Genomic DNA, 20,707 nt, shown 5'->3' with positions numbered 1-20,707 from the left:
AGTTTAGATTTGTTTATATTAAAGTTGCGAGTTTTATTGATTGCCAAAGAGCAAAAACTAGTCGTTCGGGGCGCGTTTTTTATTCGTTCGCGGTTAAAATGCCGTCAATGGGCGGTTATTTGCGGACTTTTCTTGTTTTCGCCGTTTTCGCGTTCGCGCAGGAGTTTGAACACCGCGTTTTAAGCGCGGACGGCAAACCGGAGAGGATCAGGCTGTTTTTGAATGAAAAGTGGATCGCCGTTAATCATACGCCGTCGATCATCGACCTGAAAATCAACGAAAACGAAAACTACATCGAGGTTAGATCGCTTGGCAAAAAGGGCGAAGGGCTAGTCGAGATCGCGCCGCTCGGCGCGGACTACAGCCGTTTTATCTCCTTTGAAAGCCGCGCGAAGTCAAACCCGTTTATATGGCGCATAGACGACCTAGCCCAAAACGCGCCGCCCGCGCTAAGCGGCGCCCCTTACGGAACGCTCGCGATCGAAGGCGACAGAGTTGTATATTCTGGCGAGCCAAAGGGCGGTTTTTTCGCCGTTTATGCCGCGAAAGACGATAGGCTGGTCAAAAAACAGATCGCGATAACCGAGCGCGGATTGATCGCGCTTGACGCGTTTTTGGAGATAGAGTCGGGCGCGAGGGCGCGAACGCCCTTTTGGTCGGCTTTCAAGTTCGAGCCGATAATCGCGTTGGAGCCTACAAAGGGCGCCGCGTTTATCGACGATAAAGGGCTGACGTTTATCGCAAACGCCGACGCGCTGGGCAACGATCGGCTTATCTTTATCCCGTTTAAGGGCGCGGAGCCGATCGCGATCGATATTAAAATCGTCGGGCGATCCGAATTCGGCGCGGCTAAAACGCCGCTTACAAAAACGATCGACGGGGTTTCGCGGACTATACAAACGCTAGAGGGCGGCTGGCTTAGCGTAGAGTTTCGCGACGCGCAAAAAAAAGCTCTGTTAGCTCTCTTGGCGCCGCCGCGCGCGAAACTAACCGAACGCGCGGAGGGCGGCTATATATTAAGTTGCGAAAATATAACGCTGACAATCGAGAACGACGCGAGCGTTCGCGGCGCGATCGGCGAGAGCAGCGTATCGATCGCAGCGCCTTTAAGCGCAACCATCCTAAGCGGCGGCGCGCTGGAGGCGCGAGCGGGGGGCGGCGCGTTATACGCCGATCGCTACGGCGTTCGTCTCTTTAGCGGCGATCTGGCTTATCCGACGCTGCCAAACGGAAGCGAGGTTCGCCTGAACGCGGAGGGCTTCGAGGCAAAGGCGGTTTTGATAAGCGAAGATCGCTTTTTGCCCTTTGGGTGGATTTACGGCGAGGACGAGGAGGGCGAACCGCGACGCTTGACGATCATCGACGAAAGCGCGGCGTTTTTGCGCGCGAAATGGGGCGGCGCGATCGCGCTGGAATACGGCGGCGAAAGTTTTGCGTCGCTTCCGATAAGACCGCGCAAGGCGGTCGCGTTTTTTAGGCGCGGCTGGAACCCGCTTGCGCCAAACGGCGATCTAAAAAGCGACGCTCTTACGGGCGTAACGAAGGCGATCGAGATCGCAGAAACGGATCGCGCCGCGCTTTGGGCGCAATACGATAGCCGCCTGCCGCAATCGCTTAACCGCCTTCATCGCTTGCGTTCCGGAGGAATGTATCAGGTTTTCGCCGCGGAGGAAGGCGAGATCGAACTGCTTATAACGCCGCAAAGTCCGATCTGGCTTAAAAACGCGCGTTATGTCGGCGTTGGAGAGGGCGAAAACGCGCCGCTTACTCTGCCGGAAGGTTTTCGCCTGATAGACTTCAACGGTTTTGAGGCGCGAAACTATCAAGACGGCGAGTTTTACCGCTTGGAGCGGATAAAATGAGGCTATCGCGATTGGCGCTGGCGCTTTTGCTGGTTGGGTGCGGCGATTCGCGTTTAAGCGACGGCGAAACTCCCGCGCCCGTCGGCGAATTGGCGAACGAAGATAGTTTCGCCGTATCGGGGCGATCGCGCGTTCGCCTGTATATGCCTAATCGGGAGCGAACAGGCGGCGAAACGCCGATCACGATTACGGACGGCGATAATTTTGCCGTTCAGATCGACGGCGTTTTTAGCGGCGAGACGATCTATTTGGAAATTGACGGGATTGTCCGCGAAGTTTTTATCGAGGCGAAAGCGGGCGAAACGCAATTTATCGCCCCATAAGCGCGCGGCTAAAACGCTACGTAAAGAACGCGCGCCAAAACGATCGCTATAAAATCCTGCGCGACGCTTAGCGCGATCGGACGCTTTGTCGCGGCAAAAAGAGATCGGCTTATAGCGCCCAACCCGCCCAACGCCCGCTTTTATGTTAAGTTTGCCTACAAATCGCGTTTTGCGCGGGCGGTTTTTAAGCCCGCCGATAGTAGGTTAAAATGAGATTTTCGCCCGTTTTGGAAATTTTCGCGGCGGCAAATCGGCGAAAATATCCCTCGACGCTCTTAATCGGTCCGCAAATTGTAGGTTTTGTCGCGATCGGCTTTCAATAAAATTAGATCGCTCGCGCCTCCTAACGCTCGCCCGTAAATATCCAGCCGCGTTTAATCGTATAACCGCTTCGGCGGGTTTTGACTTTTTACCACGCGCCCGACGAACAAATTCCAAAAGCGCGTCCGTTATCGCTCCTAACTTTAATGCGAATAGTTGTAACGAAACGCTATAATTTACAAAGCTAATTTACGCGCTTCAGCGTTTAAAAAAGGAGAGAGCATGCGTTTGGTTTGTAAGACGGCTATTACCCCGTCCAGCGGGGGGGGGGCGCTCTCTCTTGCCAAAGGATCGAAAGTTATGAAAACGCTTATCTGCTATGCGGCGATTTTCGCGGCGTTTGGGCTTTTTGCGGGTTGCGGAGGAGAAGGAAGCGATAAGGACGACGAATACGACGAAGACGCTTGTCTATTAACAAATTCAACCGCTCGGATAACCTTTACCGACAATAGCGATTTCAATGTAAATTCTTTGATTGCAATTAAAACCGATATCGAGCAAACGACGTTGAACGAACTTATACTCGGTCCATTATCCTTCGCGCCGCAGGCGACTTGTCCAACTAGCACCGATACGGCCGTTTTTAATCTTAACGGCAAAACCTCCAACATTACCGGTAACGATCCGCTCGCCAAGTTTCAATGGCACCTAGATAATATCGGGCAAAAGTCGGGCGTTTTTACTCCGGCGCTTAAAGCGGGCGAAGATCTTAATGTTTTGCTAGCGTGGCGGCAAGGTTTCAAAGGAAACGGCGTAACGATCGGGATAGTCGATAACGGAACCGACTTTACGCACCCCGATCTAGCGCCAACCAAGTCGGCGTTAAGCTGGAACTATAAAACCAATAAAAACGATCCCTACCCCGTCGCTACAACCGCCGAGTGCGCGCACGGCACAATGACGGCTGGCATCGCGGGCGCGAGAGGGTCTAACGGCGCGGGCGTTATGGGCGTGGCGCCATCGGCAAAGTTAGCCGGGCTAAATATCGGGCTTGATTGCGGTTTTTCCGCTAGCAACACACAAACGGCAGGCGCGATGGGCAAAGGGGTCGACGTCTCGTCTAATTCATGGGGTTCTACATTGGCCATATCGGTTAACGAGTTGCTGGACAACGCGATAATAGAGGGCGCTACCACGGGACGCAACAATAAAGGCAGGATATATGTGTTTGCGGCGGGCAACCATCGCGAGCATAACGGCAACGGCAACTACGACTCCATGCAAAGCCTATTTCAGTCGATTAGCGTAGCGGCGCTTAGATCCGACGGCAAATATACCTATTATTCCAACAAAGGAGCCAATTTGCTGGTTAGCGCCTACGGCGGCGAACCATCTAGTAATCCAGGTATTTTAACGACGGACATTAAAGGGTGCGACAAAGGTTATTCCGCAAAACACGAAACAAAGCACGAAAAAAATAACAATGGGGAATATACCGCGTTTATGAACGGCACCAGCGCGGCGACCCCTATGGTTTCAGGCGTAGCGGCGCTAATGCTAGAGGCAAATCCAAATCTAACGTGGCGCGACGTTCGCTATATCTTAGCGACTACGGCTAGGAAAAATGATTCGTCAAATAACGACTGGAAGAACAACGGCGCGGGCTGGCATATTAATCACAACTACGGATTTGGCGCGGTCAACGCTTGCGCCGCCGTTAAAAAAGCGAAAACCTTTACTTCGCTTGGAGCGCTAAAAACGAAAGAGGAGCCCCAAAACATAAACAGTTCCGTTAATTTTTTGTCGCCGACCGAAAGAACGATTAACGTTTCTGGTAGCGGCATAGATAAAATCGAACATGTTGACGTATGGGTCGATATAGACGATTCGGCGGCGGCGCTTAAGCTAAATATCACGCTAACCTCGCCAGACGGAACCGTATCCGAGCTTGCCTATAACGACTATAGCGGCTCAGGCTCCAGCGCGTGGCAGAAAAACATATTTAACGGCGGATTTCGCTTTGGAACGGCGCGCCACCTTGACGAAGAAGCCGACGGGAATTGGAAGCTGACGATTGGCGGCGCTAATCAAACCCGAACTTTCAGAGAATGGAGAATTAAAATCCATGGAAGGAGCAACTAATGAAACGCTATCTTTTGCCGTTGGCGCTAGCGATGATCGCGTGCGCCGAGCCTATTGTCGTCGCGGAGACTATCGAGATCAAAGAGTCGCCGAACAAAAACGGCTACTACGCCATCGCGCCGCAAACGCCAAACGCCCAATCGACAGACAGCGTTAAATCCAACCGCTACTACAAAAACGGCGACCCGCAGCAGGAGTATGTCTCTACGGGATCGGTGATTGTTAGCTTTAGCGTCGCAAAGAGCCAAAGCGAAATAGAGGCTTTCGCCGCGAAATGGAAACTCTCCAACGCAAAGCAGATTAACGAAATGTTTCACACATGGGCGTTTAACAATATTTCAAGTTACGACGATCTGACGCTTGCAAGTAAAATCGGTCAAGAGGAGAGCGATATTAGTTTCGCCAAACCCGACTTTATAGCCAAAATCAAAACAATGTAGGCTATAAACCCGCCGCGGACGAGCTTGCCTTGTCTGTCTTAGGTCGCTATAATTGGCGCGAGAGAGAAGGCTAATTCGCTCGCAAAAGCGATCGGCTTTTTGGCGTATGCGGTAAGGCGGATATATGAGAGTCGTTCTAGCAATCGCGTTGATAGCGTTTATTTATTACGGTTGCGGCGGAGGCGGCGGAGACGACGATCCATACAAAGACCTGACCTGCGCTAGAGTAACGACAAATCCGTATCTCTTTGATATGCGCGATTACGAATCGCAAAGAGTTTCCTATGACGATACGCTATCGGCGTATCAGTGGCATCTGAAAAACTGGGGGCAAAAGACGGGGGCGGGGGCAAATAGCGTCGCCTCGAATCAAATCGCGACCGGAGCGGATCTTAGGGTAGAGCCGGTGTGGAAGGATATGAACATAACGGGAAGAAACGTCGTTATCGCCGTTTTGGATAACGGAACCGACGTCTCTCACCCCGATTTAGCGCCAAATTACGACGAGAATTTGAGCTGGAACTACATTACCAACGATAAAGACCCCTACCCCTTTTTCACGGCTAGAGCTTGCGCGCACGGCACCGCCACCGCCGCGATCGCCGCCGCCAAAGGAGGCAACGACGGGGTAATAGGCGTGGCTCCAGACGCGAAAATCGCCGCGCTTAATATAGGGCTAGGTTGCGGCGAAATCGAAGAGAGCCGGTTCAGCGCGGCGATAGTGGACGCGCTCTCCGCTTTGCTTAGCGCGACAAGAGGGAACGATTTGCCGATCGATATTTTTTCCAACTCGTGGGGGTGCGATCCCGCAATGGACTGCCTATATCAGGAACATTTAGACGCGATCTACGAGGGGACAAGCGACGCTAGGGGTCAAAAAGGCACGATCTATCTATTCGCCGCCGGCAACCATCGATCTCGTAAAGTGCGATCGGATTACTCGCCTCATCTAAGCGAATTTGAGATTTTGCCGATCGCCGCGCTAGACGCGCAAGATCGTTACGCCGCTTATTCTAACCCCGGCGCCAATCTACTGGTTAGCGCTTACGGCGGCGATAACGGAGGCGTTATACCCGGTATTGTAACCGCGGATATAGTAGGTTGCGATACGGGATTTAACTCAAGCTACTTTATGCCCCACAAACGCAATAACTACGGGGGCTTTACGACGCTGATGAACGGAACAAGCGCGGCGACTCCTATGGTCGCGGGCGTAGTGGCGCTAATGCTAGAGGCAAACCCGAATCTAACGTGGCGCGACGTTCGCTACATCTTAGCGACTACGGCTAGAAAAAACGATCCGCAAGATAGCGACTGGCGGACAAACGGCGCGGGCTGGCATGTTAATCACAACTACGGCTTTGGCGCGGTTGACGCTTTCGCCGCCGTTACAAAGGCGAAAGACTTTGCTTCGCTTGGAACGACGCTGCTAGAGGAGCGCAACATTACGTCGCTAGACGGGAAAACGATCGTAATCGCGTCGCCCATAAAAAAAATCGAGTATGTCAATATCGTCGTTAAATTGACCGACTACGAAAGTTGCGGCTTTGGATTGACGCTGATTTCGCCGTCTGGCGCTTCGGCGCGATTTGTAGAAAATGATATTCCGACTTTGGTCGCCGATCAAATGAGAGCGACATTCTTGGGACATGCCGAAGGCGACGACGGTTACGGTTTTGGCTCGCCGCGTTTCTTGGACGAAAACGCGAGCGGAACTTGGAGGCTGGAGCTGGCTAAAAATAGCGACTGTCCGAATTTTGCTATTAGCCGCTGGTCGATCTACATCAAAGGAAGAAGTTGAACAGGTTGTTTATATCGACGCTAACCGCGATCGCTATGAGCGCCGGCGCGATCGAGATCAAAGAAGCGCCAAACAAAAGCCGTTTTTATACGATCGCGCCGCAAGAGCAAAACGCCTCCGTCAAAAACTACGCGAACGGGCGATCGCCAAAGCCCAATCGATACTATCTTTTTGGCAATCCAAATATGGAAGCGGTTTCGACGGGCTATATTATCGTCGGGTTTGAAAGCGAGCCTGATATAGAAGCCTTTAGCGATCGCTACGATTTGCAAAAACCTCGTAGAATTAGCCGAAAGTTCTATACGTGGATATTTGAAAACGGCGGCGATCTGGACGATTTAAGCCTAGCGGCGTTAATCGGGGCAAACGAGCCGAATATCCGCTACGCTAAACCGGAATGGCGCTCTACGGCTACGACGCAATGAACCGTCGCGGCGTGGCGCTGTTGATCGCGCTTGTTTTTATCGCCGCTATGCTTAGCTTCGCCGCGCTGTTTTTCGCGCGGACAAATCGGGCGCTAGAGCGCGTAGCTGCGAGGGACGCGGCGATACAGATAAACTCGATACTTTTTCATCTGTCCAATTCCGTTCTTGGCGAGCTAGTCAAAACCGCCAAAAGCGAAGCGGGCGCGATCTGCGCGCTTGCGGAGGATAAAAACGATTGCGAAAACGAGGCGTTGTTCGAGATTTACAAAATTTTCTACGCTTTGCCGCTTGCGTTTAAGACGGGCGGCGCTTATGTGAACGTAAATTGTTCTCCGTCGGGAACCAAGCTAAACATAAACGCGCTCAAAACGCCGGACGGCGTTGATGAAACCAAGCGCGATAGCCCGATCTTTCGCGTCCGCGATCGCGTAGATCGGTTTTTGCGCGATCGCTACGGGCTTTACGCTTCGTGGCAGTTTTTTGAACTGCTGGATTTCGTCTTTGATACGAGCGGCGAGAAAAACGCCTATCTTCAAAACGATAAGCGCTTAAACGTCGCCAAGCCGTATATGGAGCGCGGACGAATCGGCTCTTTGCGACGGCTTCGCGAGATCGCCGAGGATTACGCCGCGCTCTCCCGCGACGAAGCGGCTTTGAATATTCCTTGGGATCGGTTTTTTGAGTTTGACTCGCCAAACGCGGCGCTTGACTACAACTATATGGAACAAGCCTCGTGCGAGATTGTTTTTTACGATATGCCAAACGCCTGCGATCGTAGCGACGAGCGGACTAGCCAAAACGATCTGATCGCCCGTTACGGCGACGCCAATCAAACGATCAACGATTTCTCGGTGAAATTCGACTTTAATCCGATGCTTTCGTGCAAAATAAACTATTCGAGCGGCAAGCAAACTTTCGGCTACGCTTTTTATTACGACGTTGAAAACCGAAAATTATCCGGTTTTCGCATACTTGATTAACGAAATTGTATTGTTTATAATTAACCCGTTTGAGGCAAGGAGACTTCAATGCGGTTACGGGTTAAAACGAGAAAGGCGGTCGTATTATGCGCTCCTCTTTTATCAATTAGCGCGTTTGGCGCGGAGAACGAAGGGGTTATCCTCTATAGATCGCTAGGCGGTTCAAGCGTGGATCTGTCGGCTAAAGTAAGCGGCGGCGGCGCGTTCGAGCTTGGCGCGGGTTACAGAGCGCCCAATTTTCAAGTCGTCGGCGCGATCGGAAGCGTCAATTGCGACGGTTGCGACATAAACTATTTCGGAGTTACCGCTACGTATATATTTAGCGATCTAGACCATCATATAAGCCCTACGCCGAAATAGGGTTGACGAATCAATCGTATGAAGAGAACAAATTAACGCTAGACGGGGCTGGTCTAACGGCGACGATTGGCGCTGATTGCGAACTTGAACATTTTTTGTCGGCGCTAAGTTCAGAGCGTTTTTGTTTGATGACGGAGGCAACGAAACCAACGATGGCAAAAAGTTGGAAGGCGAGTTTAAAAACGTTAGATCGTTTTTGATCTCTGTCGGCTATCGTTTCTAAAGGCGACGACGGTAAAAAGCTAGAAGGCAGACTTAAAAAACGCTAGGCCGTTTCGATTTCTCTTGACGTTTCTAATTGGCGCGAAGGCATACGAGCTTCTATGCCGCCGCTCGCGCTTGTATGCGCGCAACCTCCTCTTCTCCCCCCTCCCCCTCCCCCCCAGCGCGCCTTGCGGGGCAAATGTCGCGCCGCGAAACGCTGAAGAAAGCGAAAATCCAATAGCGCTTGCGTATATCGAACCCCTAAAACGATCCGCGCGTTTTAGCGCAAAAAAAAAGAGAGCGAACGTCCAAAAAATCGTCCGACCAAAAGCTACCGCGAACGTTTTTGCCCTCTTACCTTCTCCTTAACAATCGCGCGACTCGAAACATTACGAAAACGCGCCCGCCGCCGCTCTCGTTTCGTCGCGCCCATTAACGATCGCGTCAGTCGTCAATTCCCGCGCCCGTCCCGCGAAGCGGGAATCCATCCCCATTAGACTTAACAAAATGTGTGAGAACCCACAACGACGATCATAAAAGATGGATACCTGCCTTTGTCCGCGATTACGAAGCGCTCGCGCCTGCTCCGCGCGGGAATGACGGGAGGCGGGTTAATATACGCGGCGACAAAGCGGCGTTTTTGGAAATTGGCGCTTGGAAACTCCGCGTTATGCATCAAACTTTTTATATAGACGCTAGTTATCGGTAGAGCAACTCTTTCTTGTCTGGGATTGGTTATACGTCAAAGCGCTTTATATGGGCGCCGGTTGCCCTAGAAAGTATCCCTGCCAATAATCCACGCCAGCCTCTTTGGTCTTGCGCGCTATCGATTCGTCGGCGACAAATTCCGCTATTGTTTCGACGCCTAAACGTTTGGCAAAATCCACGATCGCCGCCAATGTCTGATAGGCTTTTTCGTTTTTGTCGATCTCGCGCACAATCGAGCCGTCAATTTTGATGTAGTCGGCTTGAAACCTGATAAGGTAGGCAAAGTTGCTGTATCCGCTCCCAAAATCGTCGATTGCGATCTTTGCCCCTATTTTTTTCAGCTCGCCCATAGCTTGGATCGCGGTTACATAATCTTCGATCATCTCCGATTCGGTTACCTCTAACGTAATGCGGCTCGGAGCGCTGAAATTGGCGATCAACGAGCCGATATACGCCATCGTTTCGCGGTTTTGCATATCTTCGGGCGCTAAATTGACAGCGACCGCCTCTATCCTGTCGTTGAACATTTTCAGCGTGGCGGCGAATATGCGTTTGGTTAATTCGGGGTAGTAACGCGACCTCTTAGCCAGATCCAAAAACGCGGCGGGCTGATATATGCGCCCGTTCGCGTCTCGTAGGCGCATTAACGCTTCGTATTTGACGATCTGCGCGTCGCTTGCTCTGACTATCGGCTGATAATAAGCGAGCGTCCACCATGGCTGCATTGCCGCCTGCCTAACGATATTTAGGACTTTGAGGTTTTCCTGCGCCTTTTTATTATCGCCGCCTCCCGCGATAACGATTGAAACGCGCTTGCGTTTGGCGCTTCGCAGAGCGTCTTCGGCGCGGGATAATACCTGATCGACTCCGTAGGCTACGCCCGCGCGCAAGCGGATATTGGACGCGGCAAGCGTGTCCTCTAAGAAGATCGTCGAGCCTACGAGCGATTGTATCGATTCGATCTCTTTTAAAAAGCTCTCTTCGCCGTAGCCGTCCGCTAACACCGCGAACAGATCGCCGCCTATTCTAAACGACGGCATATCCTCTTTTAGCGAGGCTGTAAGCAACGCGGCGAGATCTTTTATAATATGATCGCCGGTTTCGTAGCCGTAAAGGTCGTTTATATCGCGAAAACGTTCGATATTAAAAATCGCCACAGACGGATTTTTGGCGCGCGAAAGCGCCTCGATAAAACCGCCGCGTCCGGGTAACCCCGTAAGCGAGTCTTTGCGAGGTCGCGCGGCGTCGTTTTGCGGCGAGAGTTTTAGCGCGCTCCGCCCAGACTGCTTGTTCAGATCGTCGCTAAGAGCGTTTAATAGGCGAATTAGAGAGTTTTCCCTGCCTAGAAATCTAGCGGTGAACGCGTCGCGAATCTCTTTGAGAGCGTCTTGTTTTTCATCAATCCATACCAGCAGATCGTCAACTTGTTCTAGCGACGACTTGCGAAGCAAAAAAAGATCGTCGGAAACGCAGCCGGAGGTTTGAACGCGCTTGAAATTGCGAGTTGAAAACTGCCAGATCGCTTTCTCATCGCTCATATCCCGCTCGTCGTTTTGATCGAACGAGGCTTTTGACGTTATTCCAAACCGCAGCGCCTCTCCCTCCTCGCAATCGATAAGCGTTCTGCCGTTGATTTTGGCGGCTATGCGGTTGTCGGCGGCTTTGAGATATACGAACATATCGGGCGGATTGTCTCCGAGATAAGATCGCGAAACGTCCTCGATAGGTTTGCGATCTAACTCTAAAATGCGATGATCGTCGATCTTTGTTACAATCATCTCTTTGCCCGCCGCGATAGGCGCGACGCTTTTTTTAATCTTAAAGGCGAAGTTTGGCTCGTCGAAGGCGACTACGACCGCGCCGCCGTCGCTTTGAGCGCCGTCGCAAACCAGCGACGCGGCGACGGAGTTTACGCAAATTACAGTTTCAAAGATTTTGCCGAGCGATCGCAAAAACGGCTTAGTTTCGCACGAGCTTTGCGCGCAGAAAGCCAGCGCGTTTTTCGCGTTTGTTCCCTCTAATTCTAAGGCTAATGCGCCTACTTCGGTTTCGTTCGCGTCTTTTAGCAAAAACGAGATTGGTTTCGCGTTTTGAAACTCTATGAATATTATTGTCGTCTGATCGTCGTAAAAATCGTCGTCGCATAGCGCCCAACAGACGTTTAAACCGGCGATCGCGGCTTTAGGCAACGCCGCTTCCAGCGTTTGAGCGATTTTAAAAAGGCTGACGCGCGAAGCGCAAAAAACGCAAACTAGCAAGTTGGAAGCCAAACGCATGCCTTCGCGCTCGACTAACTCTTCGATCTGTCGCTGAGATTCAAACTTTACGGCGTAAGTTTTCATTTCCCCACCCTTTACGCGGTATTTTACTCCAATACTTAAAAATCGTCGCGACTAATGTATGGTAGTTTGTTTTACCGCTAAAGTTGATAACCGACGGCGTTTTTTGTCAATTAGGCGCGGATTAGACAAACGCCGATCGCGTTAAATCGATTTGTTAGAAAAACTTTGCGTGGCGCCGATAGTCTAGCTATCGTTATAATTTGCGATCCCTTTTCCTAACGCGCTCGATTAGATCGCTCGCAAGAACAAACGGCGCGCGGCGGGTTTTCTTTAGCTCGGCTCGTTTAGAACTTAGAGAGAAAACGGCTCGTCGCGCGCTTTCGTATGTATAACCCGCCTCGTTTTACGAGTTAAGCGGGCTAATTACGATCGCGCCTATTTTAATCCTTTGATCCGCTGTTCTATATCCTGAATACGGCGCGTATCGGAGGGGTGCGTCGATAAAAACTCAGGCGTTTTGCCGCCGCCTTGCGCCGCCATCGTTTTCCAGAATTTTACCGCTTCGCTTGGATTATAACCCGCCTTATACATCAACTCGACGCCGATCGCGTCCGCCTCGCTCTCGTGTTTGCGGCTATAGGGCAAAATCACGCCGAGATTCGCTGCCGCGCCGTAAGCCGACTGATAGACGCTCTGATATTTCGCGGGGACTTTTAGCGCGGAAGATAGCAGTTCGCCGCCTAGCCCCGCAAGTTGTTGTTGGCTTATACGCTCCGCGCCGTGCCGCGCCAATACGTGCGCTATCTCGTGTCCCATTACGCAGGCGATCTGATCGTCGTTTGCCATTAGCTTCAAGATGCCCGTATAGAAAAACACCTTGCCGCCGGGCAGGGCGAAGGCGTTGATCGTCGTATCCTCCAGCACGTAAAAGTCCCATGTATAGGCTTTCGCCTCAGGCGAAACGGCTACGATCCGCTTGCCGACGTTGACGACGCGCGCGGTCAGCGCCTTATCCGTCGATTGTTTGGAGGTTTTCAGTATCTCTTCGGCTTCGCTAAGACCAAGCTGTTTTTCTTGATCCTCGCCGATTAAAATAAGTTGCGTTCGCCCCGTTACGGGCGCTTTTTGCGTTATGGCGCAACCGCTAAAGAAAACGGCGAACGCCAACCCTAACAACGCCAGTCTCATATTATCCGCCTTGATTGGTATTTCTAATAACGGAATTTACGCCTTTAACGCTTAACATCAAAATTCAGGGACGGCAAACGAGTTTTAAAAGAGGCAAAACGCCGCTAAGCCGCCGGCGGAATAATCAAGCTAACGCGCGATGATCTAGCCTGCCGCCGCCAAATATTCGCGCGCGAAAACCTTACGCGCAACGTTTGTTTGGCGCGGTTCAGAAAAATTTCAGCGTTATGATTAAATTATAATCATCACTATGTCCAAAAGTATGGCGATAATTACTTTGTTGGTTTTGAAAACGTAATTCGCGACGGATTAAACGGCGATCGCGAACATTGTAAAAAGGAGCGTCCCATGTATGCTTTTTCGCATAACCTTGAGCTACCGATGGATAACAGTAGCATTTCGTATCTATCCGCGATGAATATCGCCTTTGAGTCCGAGGAAGAGATCTGCGAGGAGATCGACCTTTCGCGCGTTCAAGCGATCGGCGTAATCGACGAAGGCAAAACGGAAGAAACAAAGCTCGCCGCCTAACTCTCGACGGCGTAAAACGCCCTAGTTTTGTTGTGCTTTTTCTCCGCTTTTGCCCGTAAAGGGCGTTTTGCGTTTGTCAGCCTTAACTCAATAACGATTTGCTATAATGTTCGAAAAAAGCGGTGGTCAAACAGATGATACGCTCTATATTTTTCCTGTTAGCTTTATCGTTTTCGTTCGCTCAGGCAAAACTTGTCGTCGCCGTGAGCGTTCCGCCTCAGGCGTGGCTCGTAAAACAGATCGCGGGCGATCTCGTCGATGTGATTGTGATCGCGCCGAAAAACGCCGGCGCTCTTACCTATGAGCCTAAACAGGCGCAAATAGCGAGTTTGACGAAAGCGGATATATATCTTTCCTGTGGCGTCGATTTTGAAAAGACGTGGCTTGATCGTTTCAAAAGCGCCGCGCCGCAGTTAAAAGTTTACGCTACCGACGGAGGCTTTGTAAGACTGAAAACCAACGGCGCGGACGATACGCGCGTTTGGCTTTCCGCTACGGCTATGCGCGTTCAGGCGCAGGCGATTGTTAGAGCGCTTAGCGAGAGCGATCCGTCAAATATGGGCAAGTATCAGATAAACGGCATGAAGCTATTTCAAACAATTGATCGCGTCAAAGCGCAAATCGCCTCGCTGTTGGCGCCGTATTACAACAAGGCGTTTTTGGTATATTCGCCGGCGCTCGGTTACATCGCGAACGATTATAGGTTGCGGCAGATCGCGGTTGAATTTAGAGGGGAGCCGAAGCCCGCCGAGATTAGCGAGCTGAAAAACGTCGTCGAGACCGAGAAGATCACCGTGTTGTTTGTTCCGGACGGAATCTCCGCTAAAGCCGCGCAAACCGTTTCTCAAAATTTGAAGCTAAGCGTCGTAACGGTTGGAATTGTAGAAGACGACTGGGAGGCGATGATGCACGCTATCGCCGTGAATTTAATCACCGCGTTTAACTAGCAAAAACGCGCGTTACCTTTTTGTTCGCGGCGGCTCGCGCATTAAAGGCGGTCAAAATGGGAGGAGTTATCGCTATATGTTGCGAACGCTATGTTTGGCGGCGTTGTTTGCCGCGATCGCCGACGCGGAGATAGTTGTAGCCGTCAGCGTCGCGCCTCAGGCGTGGCTGGTTGAGAATATAGGCGCGCAAAGGACAAAGACGCTCGTAATGTCGCCGCCAAACGCGAGCGCGCATACCTATGAGCCAAAACCTCTTCAAATGGCGAAACTAACTAAAGCGTCGGCGTATATGGCGTGCGGCGTGGAGTTTGAAAAAATATGGCTAAAAAGATTTGAGCAGAGCGCGCCGAATATGCGCGTGTTTCACACGGATCGAGAGATAGAGAAACTGACGCTAACGCCGCCGCGTTACGGCGCGGACGACGACCAAACTTTCAATAAACGCGCCGCGATCGACTCTCATATCTGGTTTTCGGCGGGGGCTATGCGCGCGCAAGCGTTAGCGATAATTGACGCGCTAACCGAAATCGATCCGATCAACGCCGAGCTTTACAGAACAAACGGAGAACGCACGTTAAAGAAGATTGACGCGATCCACAAAGAGCTTGCCGCGCGGTTTAAGCCGTATAAAGATCGCGCTTTTTTGATCCATCACCCCGCTTTGGGCTATTTCGCGCGCGAGTATGGTTTGCGGCAGCTTTTTATCGAATTCGAGGGCAAGGAGCCGAAGCCCTCCGATTTTGCCGCGCTGATCAAGTTAGCTAGAGACGAAAAGATAAACGCGGTTTTCGTCGAGCGCGGCGTTTCGCCTAAAAGCGCGCTATCGCTGGCTTCCGCGCTTGGAGTCGAGGTAACGCCTATGACGATTATGAGCGAGGAGTGGGAAAGTTTAATGCGCGACATAGCCGACGCGCTGATCAAGGCGTTTGATGGCGGCGATTGAGGCGAGAGAGATTAGCTTTTTTCGCGACGGCGCTTGGGCGATCGAGGATATAAGTTTTAGCGTTGAGATCGGCGAGTTTTTAGGGATCGAAGGTCCAAACGGCGGCGGCAAAAGCACGCTAATTAAAGTCTTGGCGGGCATATTAAAACCCGATCGCGGCGAAGCGCTTTTGTTTGGATATGAAGCGCGAAAAACGCCGTTTCAGATAGGCTATATGCCCCAAGAGCGCGGCGAAAATCTTAGTTTTCCAATAAACGCAATCGAGACGGTTAAAATGGGCTTTCTTCCGAATAAAAAACCGAACGAACGCGAGGCGCTAGACGCGCTAGAGAGGCTTGGGGCGGCTGGTTTGGCGCGTAAAAAGATCGGCGAGTTAAGCGGCGGCGAGAGGGCGCGAGTGTTTTTAGCCCGCGCTATCGTCGGAGGCGTAAAGGCGCTTTTGTTGGACGAACCGACTTCGTGCATAGACGCAAACGGCGATATTGAGATCGCCAAAACGCTTCTTGAGTTAAAAAAGACGACGGCGATTGTGTGCGTAAGTCATGATCGCTCGCGTTTAAGAGAGGACGCGGATCGGGTTATTACGATCAACAAGAGCGTCGTCGGCGACGAGATATTGCGCAATGATTGAGATATTAGCTATGCCGTTTGCGCAAAACGCGCTGATCGCCTCGCTTTTGCTGGCGATCGCCGCGGGGGTCGTCGGCTCGCTTGTGGTGGTAAATCGGATCGTATTTTTAAGCGGCGGCATAGCGCACGCGGCATACGGCGGAGTGGGAATCGCGTTTTTCTTCGGTTTTTCGCCGTTGCTTGGCGTAGGCGCGGTTAGCGTTTTGGCGGCGCTCTTAATGGCGTTTATCACGTTAAAGAACCGCCGCCAAAGCGATATGGCGATCGGCGTGATATGGGCGATTGGAATGGCGATCGGCGTGATTTTTGCCGATTTCGCGTCCGGCTATAACGGCGATCTAATGAGCTATCTGTTCGGTTCGCTAACGGCGATCGAGCGAAGCGATCTGCTGGCGTTTTGCGCGATCGACGCGGTAATCGCGATATGGGCGATCGTCTATTACCGCAAACTGCTCGCGATCGCCTTCGACGATCAGTTCGCGGCGAGCAAAGGCGTTAGGGTCGCGCCGCTTTATATCGCGCTGCTAGTCTTTTCCTCGCTGACGATTGTAATCGCCATTCGCATGGTCGGTTTAATGCTAGTTATCGCGCTTCTGACGATTCCCGTTTGGATAGCGCAAAGCTATGCGGATAGCCTATGGAAAACAATGATTTTCGCCGCGATCTTGTCGTTTGTTTTTATCGTCTGCGGTTTTGCGCTCTCGATTATTTTCAACGTTACCAGCGGCGCGGCGATCGTATTGGTCGCCGCCGCCGCGTTTATCGTCTTATCCGCCGCGAAAAGATTAGCGGTTTCCCGTTAGAACATACCAGTGTAAAATCTCAAACTGCACATACCAGATAACCACCGAAAGAATATAACCGAGCGCCACCGCCCACGCAAGCCGAATATGCGCCATAAAGGTGTAAATCCCGCGCAGTTTGCCCATCACGCCGACGCCAGCCGCGCTGCCAAAGCTGATAAGCGAGCCGCCGATCCCCGCCGTCAAAGCTATAAACAGCCACTGATCAACGCCCATATTGGGGTTGGCTTTTAATATCGCGCTCATCACAGGCACGTTATCGACGACCGCAGAAACCAGACCGACGCAGATATTCGCCCAAGTAGGTCCGATTACCTCGTAGGCATGAGCGACCAACCCTAGATAACCGACATAGTGGAGCGCGCCGACGGCGGCTAGGATACCAAAGAAAAAGACCAGCGTATCGAGTTCGATATGCCGCGCGCTTTCATAGACGTTGAAGGAATCCTCTTTATGAAAACGTTGCAGATAGAAAGAGAATATCGACAGAAGCGACAAGCCGAACATCATGCCCCACATAGGCGGGATATGGAATAGTTGTTCGCACATAACGGCGCTAAAGATCGTGAAAACGCCAAGCCCTATTACGGCGCGCGCGCCGTAACGCAAATGCGCCGCCCCCTCCTTGCTTGGATCGAAATTAGGTTTTTCGTCCGGCACAAATCGGCTAAGTAGCCACGCGGTGAGTAGCCAGCCTCCGATCGAGCTTGGAAAAATGAAGAAAAAGTCTATAAACGGCGCTTTGCCCGCTTGCCACGCCATAAGCGTCGTAATATCGCCAAACGGAGACCACGCGCCGCCCGCGTTCGCCGCCACGACTATATTGATCGCGCCCGGAACCAGAAACTCTTTGCGCGTCTTGTCGATCGTAAATAGCACGGTCGATAAGATTAGCGCCGTCGTAAGGTTATCGGCTACGGGGCTAATGAAAAACGCCAACAGACCCGTTAGCCAAAAGAGCTTGCGATAGCCAAAGCCGCTTGCGACGAGCTTGTATTTAAGCGTCTCGAACACGTTGCGGTTGATAAGCGTTTCAATATAGGTCATAGCGACGAATAAGAAGAAAAATATCTCCGCGATCTCCTCGATCAGACCTTTAACCTCGTCGTGCAAAGCGCCGCTCTCGCCGCCGCTTATAAACGTATATACGCCAATCAGGATAAACATAAACGTGCCGATAAAGAGCGCGGGCTTTGATTTGTTGATATGGAGCTGCTCCTCCATAGCGATACAGACATATCCGATTACGAATATAATCAGGCATAGTATGCCAATCCAACTAGTAGTCAAAGTCGCTTCATGCATCAATAAGCCTTTTGATTGTTTCTGCGATCGTAGCCGAAGATCTATTAAATCTTTCTAACCGGCGCCTAAAACCGCCGTTTATACCGCCGCGCTACGCGCTTAGCGGGCAAAACGAAAGATAAAACCCCGCGCGCTTTATAACCGTATCGTTTCAGACGCGAGTTTGGCGCGTCTTTACGTCGTCGTCGCGACGCACTCCAACTCTATCATAGCGTTTCTAGGCAGCTGCTTTACCGCGATCGTGCTTCGCGCGGGTTTGTGCGCGCCGAAAAACTCCGCGTATAACGAATTAACCAACGCAAAATCCTTAATATCGGTTAGGAACAACGTTGTTTTCAAAACCTTGTCCACGCCGCTACCGGAAGCCTCTAAAACGGCTTTTAGGTTGTTGAATACCTGTTTTGTCTGATCGGCTATGCCGCTGCCGACAAACGAGCCGTCGGGTTTAAGAGCGATCTGCCCGCTCGCGAACACAAGCCCGTTGTGCGTTATCGCCTGCGAATACGGTCCGATCGCTTCGGGCGCGTTCGGCGTTGATACGATTTGCATGCCTGCTCCTTAAAATGGATTTAAGTCGAAAGATAGCCCTAGATATATCTGCTGAACGTCTTTTATTTCCAACTCGTCCGGTAGCGAGCCGAAACGTTTTAGATAGCGATACGCAAGCTCCATCTGCATGCTAGGAAAACGATCGTCTAGCAGGATAAGCCCGATCGATAAGCCGCCGACCGTAACTTTTTCCGCCTTTGGCGCTAGTTCGTGCCGATATTCTAACTGTCCGACGTCAAGCCCTAAAAATCCGTGTATAAACTCGTCGTCGGCTTCAATCATGTGAACGCCAAGCGTAGCGAGCGTAGCTTTTTTCTTTTTGTCGAAATCGTCTATCGAACCTACGACGCGGAAGCTCTCAAAGCCGTAACCAGCCATCAGCCCCGCGCCCCAAGGTCGCCGATCGTCTTTGTTCGTCCCAACGTCGTTATACGAACCTTTTTGATCGGCTATTCCGTATCTAGCTCCAAATAAAATCCCCGCGTTCATAGCGGAAAAAGTTACGCATAAAATCAATAACGCTCTAAACATAGTCGCCCTTTCTCTTTTGCGAGCCAAAAAATAGCGAAAAACGCCTGAGACGCGCAACGTATTACCCTATTCGGTTTTTTAGCAACTCGTTGGTTTTTATAGGATTAGCCTTGCCGCCGCTACGCTTCATAACCTGTCCGACAAAAAAGCCAAACAGCTTTGTTTCGCCGCTTTTATATCGCTCCAAATTCGCCGCGTTTTCGCTCAAAACCTCGTCGATCACGCGAATGATCGCCGCGTCGTCGCTCACCTGCGTTAATCCTAGCTTCTCGATCGCCGCGTCAACCTCTCCGCCGTTTTCAAAAAGGTAGTCCAGCGCCTCTTTTCCCGCTTTAGCGCTAATTGTTTTGTCCTCTATTCGTTCGATCAACCGCGCCAAAGTTTCGGGGTTTATCGGACTTTGAGTAATCGTCTTTTGCGCCTTATTTAGTCTGCCAAGCAGCTCCGTAGTCAGCCAAGCGGCGGCGTTTTTTGGCGATATTTTGCCGCGCATTAACGTCTCAAAATAGGCGACGAGACTCAAATCGCTAGTAATTACGCCCGCGTCGTAGGCGCTTAGCGACCAATCTTTGATATATCGGGCGCGTTTCTCGTCGGGTAATTCTGGCAGATTTTTCGCCTCGTTTAAAAGCGCCTCGTCCAGCGTGACGGGCGTTAGATCGGGATCGGGGAAGTATCGGTAATCGGCGGACTCCTCTTTGCCCCTCATCGATCGCGTTTCGTTCTTTACGCTGTCGTAAAGCCTTGTTTCCTGCCAGACTTTATCTTGATACAGCCCGTCCTCCCACGCTTCGATCTGTCTTGAAACTTCGTATTCGATCGCCTTTTGAATAAACTTAAAGCTGTTAAGGTTTTTTATCTCCACGCGCGGGTAGAGCTTTGGATCGCCCTTGGGTCTGATCGACACGTTTGCGTCGCACCTAAAAGAGCCTTCTTGCATATTGGCGTCGCTAATGTCCAGGTAACGCGCGATCGCGTGCAGTTTCTTAAGATAACGAATCGCTTCGTCGGAGCTTGACATATCCGGTTCGCTTACAACCTCCAGAAGCGGGACGCCCGCGCGGTTTAGATCGATTCTGGAAACGGCGCCGTCGTGGATATTTTTGCCCGCGTCTTCCTCTAAATGAGCGCGAGTAACGCCCACGCGCTTTTGCGTCCCGTCGTCGAAATCGATCGTCAAATATCCCGCTTCCACAATCGGATGATGTAGCTGGCTGATCTGATAACCCTTTGGCAGATCGGGGTAGAAGTAGTTTTTGCGATCAAAAACGCTCGTCTTATGCACCTTCGCGTAGATCGCGTTTCCAAAACGGGCGGCTTTGGCGAACGCCTCGCGGTTTGGCGTAGGTAGCGCGCCGGGCAGAGCCAGACAGACGGGGCAGGTATGCGAGTTTGGCGGATCGCCGAAACTTGCGGCGCAGGAGCAGAACATTTTTGTTTTGGTGTTGAGTTGGACGTGAACCTCTAATCCGATTACGGTTTCAAATTCCAT

The 20,707-nt window shown here is 51.6% G+C and carries 19 protein-coding genes; 13 read left to right on the top strand and 6 right to left on the bottom strand.

Going from position 1 to position 20,707, the window contains the following annotated elements; genetic code table 11:
* Nucleotides 1–119 precede the first annotated feature (119 nt).
* The 8 genes from LBF86_04715 to LBF86_04680 all read left to right on the top strand — a co-directional run bounded on the left by LBF86_04715 (nucleotide 120) and on the right by LBF86_04680 (nucleotide 8,594).
* Nucleotides 120–1,862 carry a hypothetical protein gene (locus LBF86_04715; protein ID MDR0664807.1) on the top strand — a complete coding sequence of 581 codons (1,743 nt, stop codon included), beginning with the start codon at nucleotides 120–122 and terminating at the stop codon, nucleotides 1,860–1,862.
* Nucleotides 1,859–2,185, top strand: coding sequence for a hypothetical protein (locus LBF86_04710; GenBank protein ID MDR0664806.1), 327 nt, complete (start codon nucleotides 1,859–1,861; stop codon nucleotides 2,183–2,185). Before LBF86_04715 ends, LBF86_04710 begins: the two co-directional genes overlap by 4 nt.
* A gap of 543 nt (nucleotides 2,186–2,728) precedes the next feature.
* A complete protein-coding gene (locus LBF86_04705) occupies nucleotides 2,729–4,588 on the top strand; it encodes a S8 family serine peptidase (protein MDR0664805.1) in 1,860 nt (619 codons plus the stop codon).
* A complete protein-coding gene (locus LBF86_04700) occupies nucleotides 4,588–5,028 on the top strand; it encodes a hypothetical protein (protein ID MDR0664804.1) in 441 nt (146 codons plus the stop codon). The genes LBF86_04705 and LBF86_04700 overlap by 1 nt, the downstream gene beginning before the upstream one ends.
* A gap of 124 nt (nucleotides 5,029–5,152) precedes the next feature.
* The gene (locus tag LBF86_04695) at nucleotides 5,153–6,829 is read left to right on the top strand and encodes a S8 family serine peptidase (protein MDR0664803.1); all 1,677 of its coding nucleotides are present in this window, start codon (nucleotides 5,153–5,155) and stop codon (nucleotides 6,827–6,829) included.
* The gene (locus LBF86_04690) at nucleotides 6,826–7,254 is read left to right on the top strand and encodes a hypothetical protein (protein MDR0664802.1); all 429 of its coding nucleotides are present in this window, start codon (nucleotides 6,826–6,828) and stop codon (nucleotides 7,252–7,254) included. The genes LBF86_04695 and LBF86_04690 overlap by 4 nt, the downstream gene beginning before the upstream one ends.
* Nucleotides 7,227–8,234 (top strand): hypothetical protein, encoded by a 1,008-nt coding sequence (locus tag LBF86_04685; protein MDR0664801.1) that lies wholly within the window; start codon nucleotides 7,227–7,229, stop codon nucleotides 8,232–8,234. Before LBF86_04690 ends, LBF86_04685 begins: the two co-directional genes overlap by 28 nt.
* Before the next feature lie 48 nt (nucleotides 8,235–8,282).
* Nucleotides 8,283–8,594, top strand: a complete 312-nt coding sequence (locus LBF86_04680) for a hypothetical protein (protein ID MDR0664800.1) — start codon at nucleotides 8,283–8,285, stop codon at nucleotides 8,592–8,594.
* A 956-nt stretch (nucleotides 8,595–9,550) separates the two neighbouring features.
* On the opposite strand, the gene LBF86_04675 is transcribed toward LBF86_04680, so the two are convergent.
* Entirely contained in the window at nucleotides 9,551–11,848 is a 2,298-nt protein-coding gene (locus LBF86_04675; protein MDR0664799.1) for an EAL domain-containing protein, read from the bottom strand.
* Between the two features lie 375 nt (nucleotides 11,849–12,223).
* A complete protein-coding gene (locus tag LBF86_04670; protein ID MDR0664798.1) occupies nucleotides 12,224–12,976 on the bottom strand; it encodes a M48 family metallopeptidase in 753 nt (250 codons plus the stop codon).
* 348 nt (nucleotides 12,977–13,324) lie between these two features.
* On the opposite strand from LBF86_04670, the gene LBF86_04665 reads away from it, so the two are divergent.
* The 5 genes from LBF86_04665 (at nucleotide 13,325) to LBF86_04645 (ending at nucleotide 16,830) form a co-directional block, all read left to right on the top strand.
* Nucleotides 13,325–13,507 (top strand): hypothetical protein, encoded by a 183-nt coding sequence (locus LBF86_04665; GenBank protein MDR0664797.1) that lies wholly within the window; start codon nucleotides 13,325–13,327, stop codon nucleotides 13,505–13,507.
* Nucleotides 13,508–13,641: 134 nt separating this feature from the next.
* The gene (locus LBF86_04660) at nucleotides 13,642–14,454 is read left to right on the top strand and encodes a zinc ABC transporter substrate-binding protein (GenBank protein ID MDR0664796.1); all 813 of its coding nucleotides are present in this window, start codon (nucleotides 13,642–13,644) and stop codon (nucleotides 14,452–14,454) included.
* A 76-nt stretch (nucleotides 14,455–14,530) separates the two neighbouring features.
* Entirely contained in the window at nucleotides 14,531–15,397 is an 867-nt protein-coding gene (locus LBF86_04655) for a zinc ABC transporter substrate-binding protein (GenBank protein MDR0664795.1), read from the top strand.
* Nucleotides 15,384–16,028, top strand: a complete 645-nt coding sequence (locus LBF86_04650) for a metal ABC transporter ATP-binding protein (protein MDR0664794.1) — start codon at nucleotides 15,384–15,386, stop codon at nucleotides 16,026–16,028. Before LBF86_04655 ends, LBF86_04650 begins: the two co-directional genes overlap by 14 nt.
* On the top strand, nucleotides 16,021–16,830 hold the full coding sequence (locus tag LBF86_04645; protein ID MDR0664793.1) for a metal ABC transporter permease: 810 nt from the start codon (nucleotides 16,021–16,023) through the stop codon (nucleotides 16,828–16,830). Before LBF86_04650 ends, LBF86_04645 begins: the two co-directional genes overlap by 8 nt.
* Here LBF86_04645 and nhaD read toward each other — a convergent pair.
* The 4 genes from nhaD to gatB form a co-directional block, all read right to left on the bottom strand.
* On the bottom strand, nucleotides 16,813–18,135 hold the full coding sequence (nhaD, locus tag LBF86_04640) for a sodium:proton antiporter NhaD (protein MDR0664792.1): 1,323 nt from the start codon (nucleotides 18,133–18,135) through the stop codon (nucleotides 16,813–16,815). The genes LBF86_04645 and nhaD overlap by 18 nt on opposite strands.
* 174 nt (nucleotides 18,136–18,309) lie before the next feature.
* Nucleotides 18,310–18,684 carry a RidA family protein gene (locus LBF86_04635; GenBank protein MDR0664791.1) on the bottom strand — a complete coding sequence of 125 codons (375 nt, stop codon included), beginning with the start codon at nucleotides 18,682–18,684 and terminating at the stop codon, nucleotides 18,310–18,312.
* A 9-nt stretch (nucleotides 18,685–18,693) separates the two neighbouring features.
* Complete coding sequence (locus tag LBF86_04630; protein ID MDR0664790.1) at nucleotides 18,694–19,215, bottom strand: hypothetical protein; 522 nt, start codon at nucleotides 19,213–19,215, stop codon at nucleotides 18,694–18,696.
* Between the two features lie 61 nt (nucleotides 19,216–19,276).
* Nucleotides 19,277–20,707 carry an Asp-tRNA(Asn)/Glu-tRNA(Gln) amidotransferase subunit GatB gene (gatB, locus tag LBF86_04625; protein MDR0664789.1) on the bottom strand — a complete coding sequence of 477 codons (1,431 nt, stop codon included), beginning with the start codon at nucleotides 20,705–20,707 and terminating at the stop codon, nucleotides 19,277–19,279.

The sequence above is a fragment of the Helicobacteraceae bacterium genome (assembly GCA_031258155.1).
GTDB lineage: Bacteria > Campylobacterota > Campylobacteria > Campylobacterales > SZUA-545 > JAIRNH01.
This window is presented reverse-complemented; position numbering and strand designations above follow the sequence as displayed.

Coding starts and splice junctions, on each gene's coding strand:
- LBF86_04665 (MDR0664797.1), top strand. CDS start 13,325: ATGTATGCTTTTTCGCATAACCTTGAGCTACCGATGGATAACAGTAGC.
- LBF86_04695 (MDR0664803.1), top strand. CDS start 5,153: ATGAGAGTCGTTCTAGCAATCGCGTTGATAGCGTTTATTTATTACGGT.
- LBF86_04710 (MDR0664806.1), top strand. CDS start 1,859: ATGAGGCTATCGCGATTGGCGCTGGCGCTTTTGCTGGTTGGGTGCGGC.
- LBF86_04675 (MDR0664799.1), bottom strand. CDS start 11,848: ATGAAAACTTACGCCGTAAAGTTTGAATCTCAGCGACAGATCGAAGAG.
- LBF86_04645 (MDR0664793.1), top strand. CDS start 16,021: ATGATTGAGATATTAGCTATGCCGTTTGCGCAAAACGCGCTGATCGCC.
- nhaD (MDR0664792.1), bottom strand. CDS start 18,135: ATGCATGAAGCGACTTTGACTACTAGTTGGATTGGCATACTATGCCTG.
- LBF86_04630 (MDR0664790.1), bottom strand. CDS start 19,215: ATGTTTAGAGCGTTATTGATTTTATGCGTAACTTTTTCCGCTATGAAC.
- LBF86_04635 (MDR0664791.1), bottom strand. CDS start 18,684: ATGCAAATCGTATCAACGCCGAACGCGCCCGAAGCGATCGGACCGTAT.
- LBF86_04680 (MDR0664800.1), top strand. CDS start 8,283: ATGCGGTTACGGGTTAAAACGAGAAAGGCGGTCGTATTATGCGCTCCT.
- LBF86_04655 (MDR0664795.1), top strand. CDS start 14,531: ATGTTGCGAACGCTATGTTTGGCGGCGTTGTTTGCCGCGATCGCCGAC.
- LBF86_04670 (MDR0664798.1), bottom strand. CDS start 12,976: ATGAGACTGGCGTTGTTAGGGTTGGCGTTCGCCGTTTTCTTTAGCGGT.
- LBF86_04685 (MDR0664801.1), top strand. CDS start 7,227: ATGGCGCTCTACGGCTACGACGCAATGAACCGTCGCGGCGTGGCGCTG.
- LBF86_04700 (MDR0664804.1), top strand. CDS start 4,588: ATGAAACGCTATCTTTTGCCGTTGGCGCTAGCGATGATCGCGTGCGCC.
- LBF86_04705 (MDR0664805.1), top strand. CDS start 2,729: ATGCGTTTGGTTTGTAAGACGGCTATTACCCCGTCCAGCGGGGGGGGG.
- gatB (MDR0664789.1), bottom strand. CDS start 20,707: ATGGAATTTGAAACCGTAATCGGATTAGAGGTTCACGTCCAACTCAAC.
- LBF86_04660 (MDR0664796.1), top strand. CDS start 13,642: ATGATACGCTCTATATTTTTCCTGTTAGCTTTATCGTTTTCGTTCGCT.
- LBF86_04650 (MDR0664794.1), top strand. CDS start 15,384: ATGGCGGCGATTGAGGCGAGAGAGATTAGCTTTTTTCGCGACGGCGCT.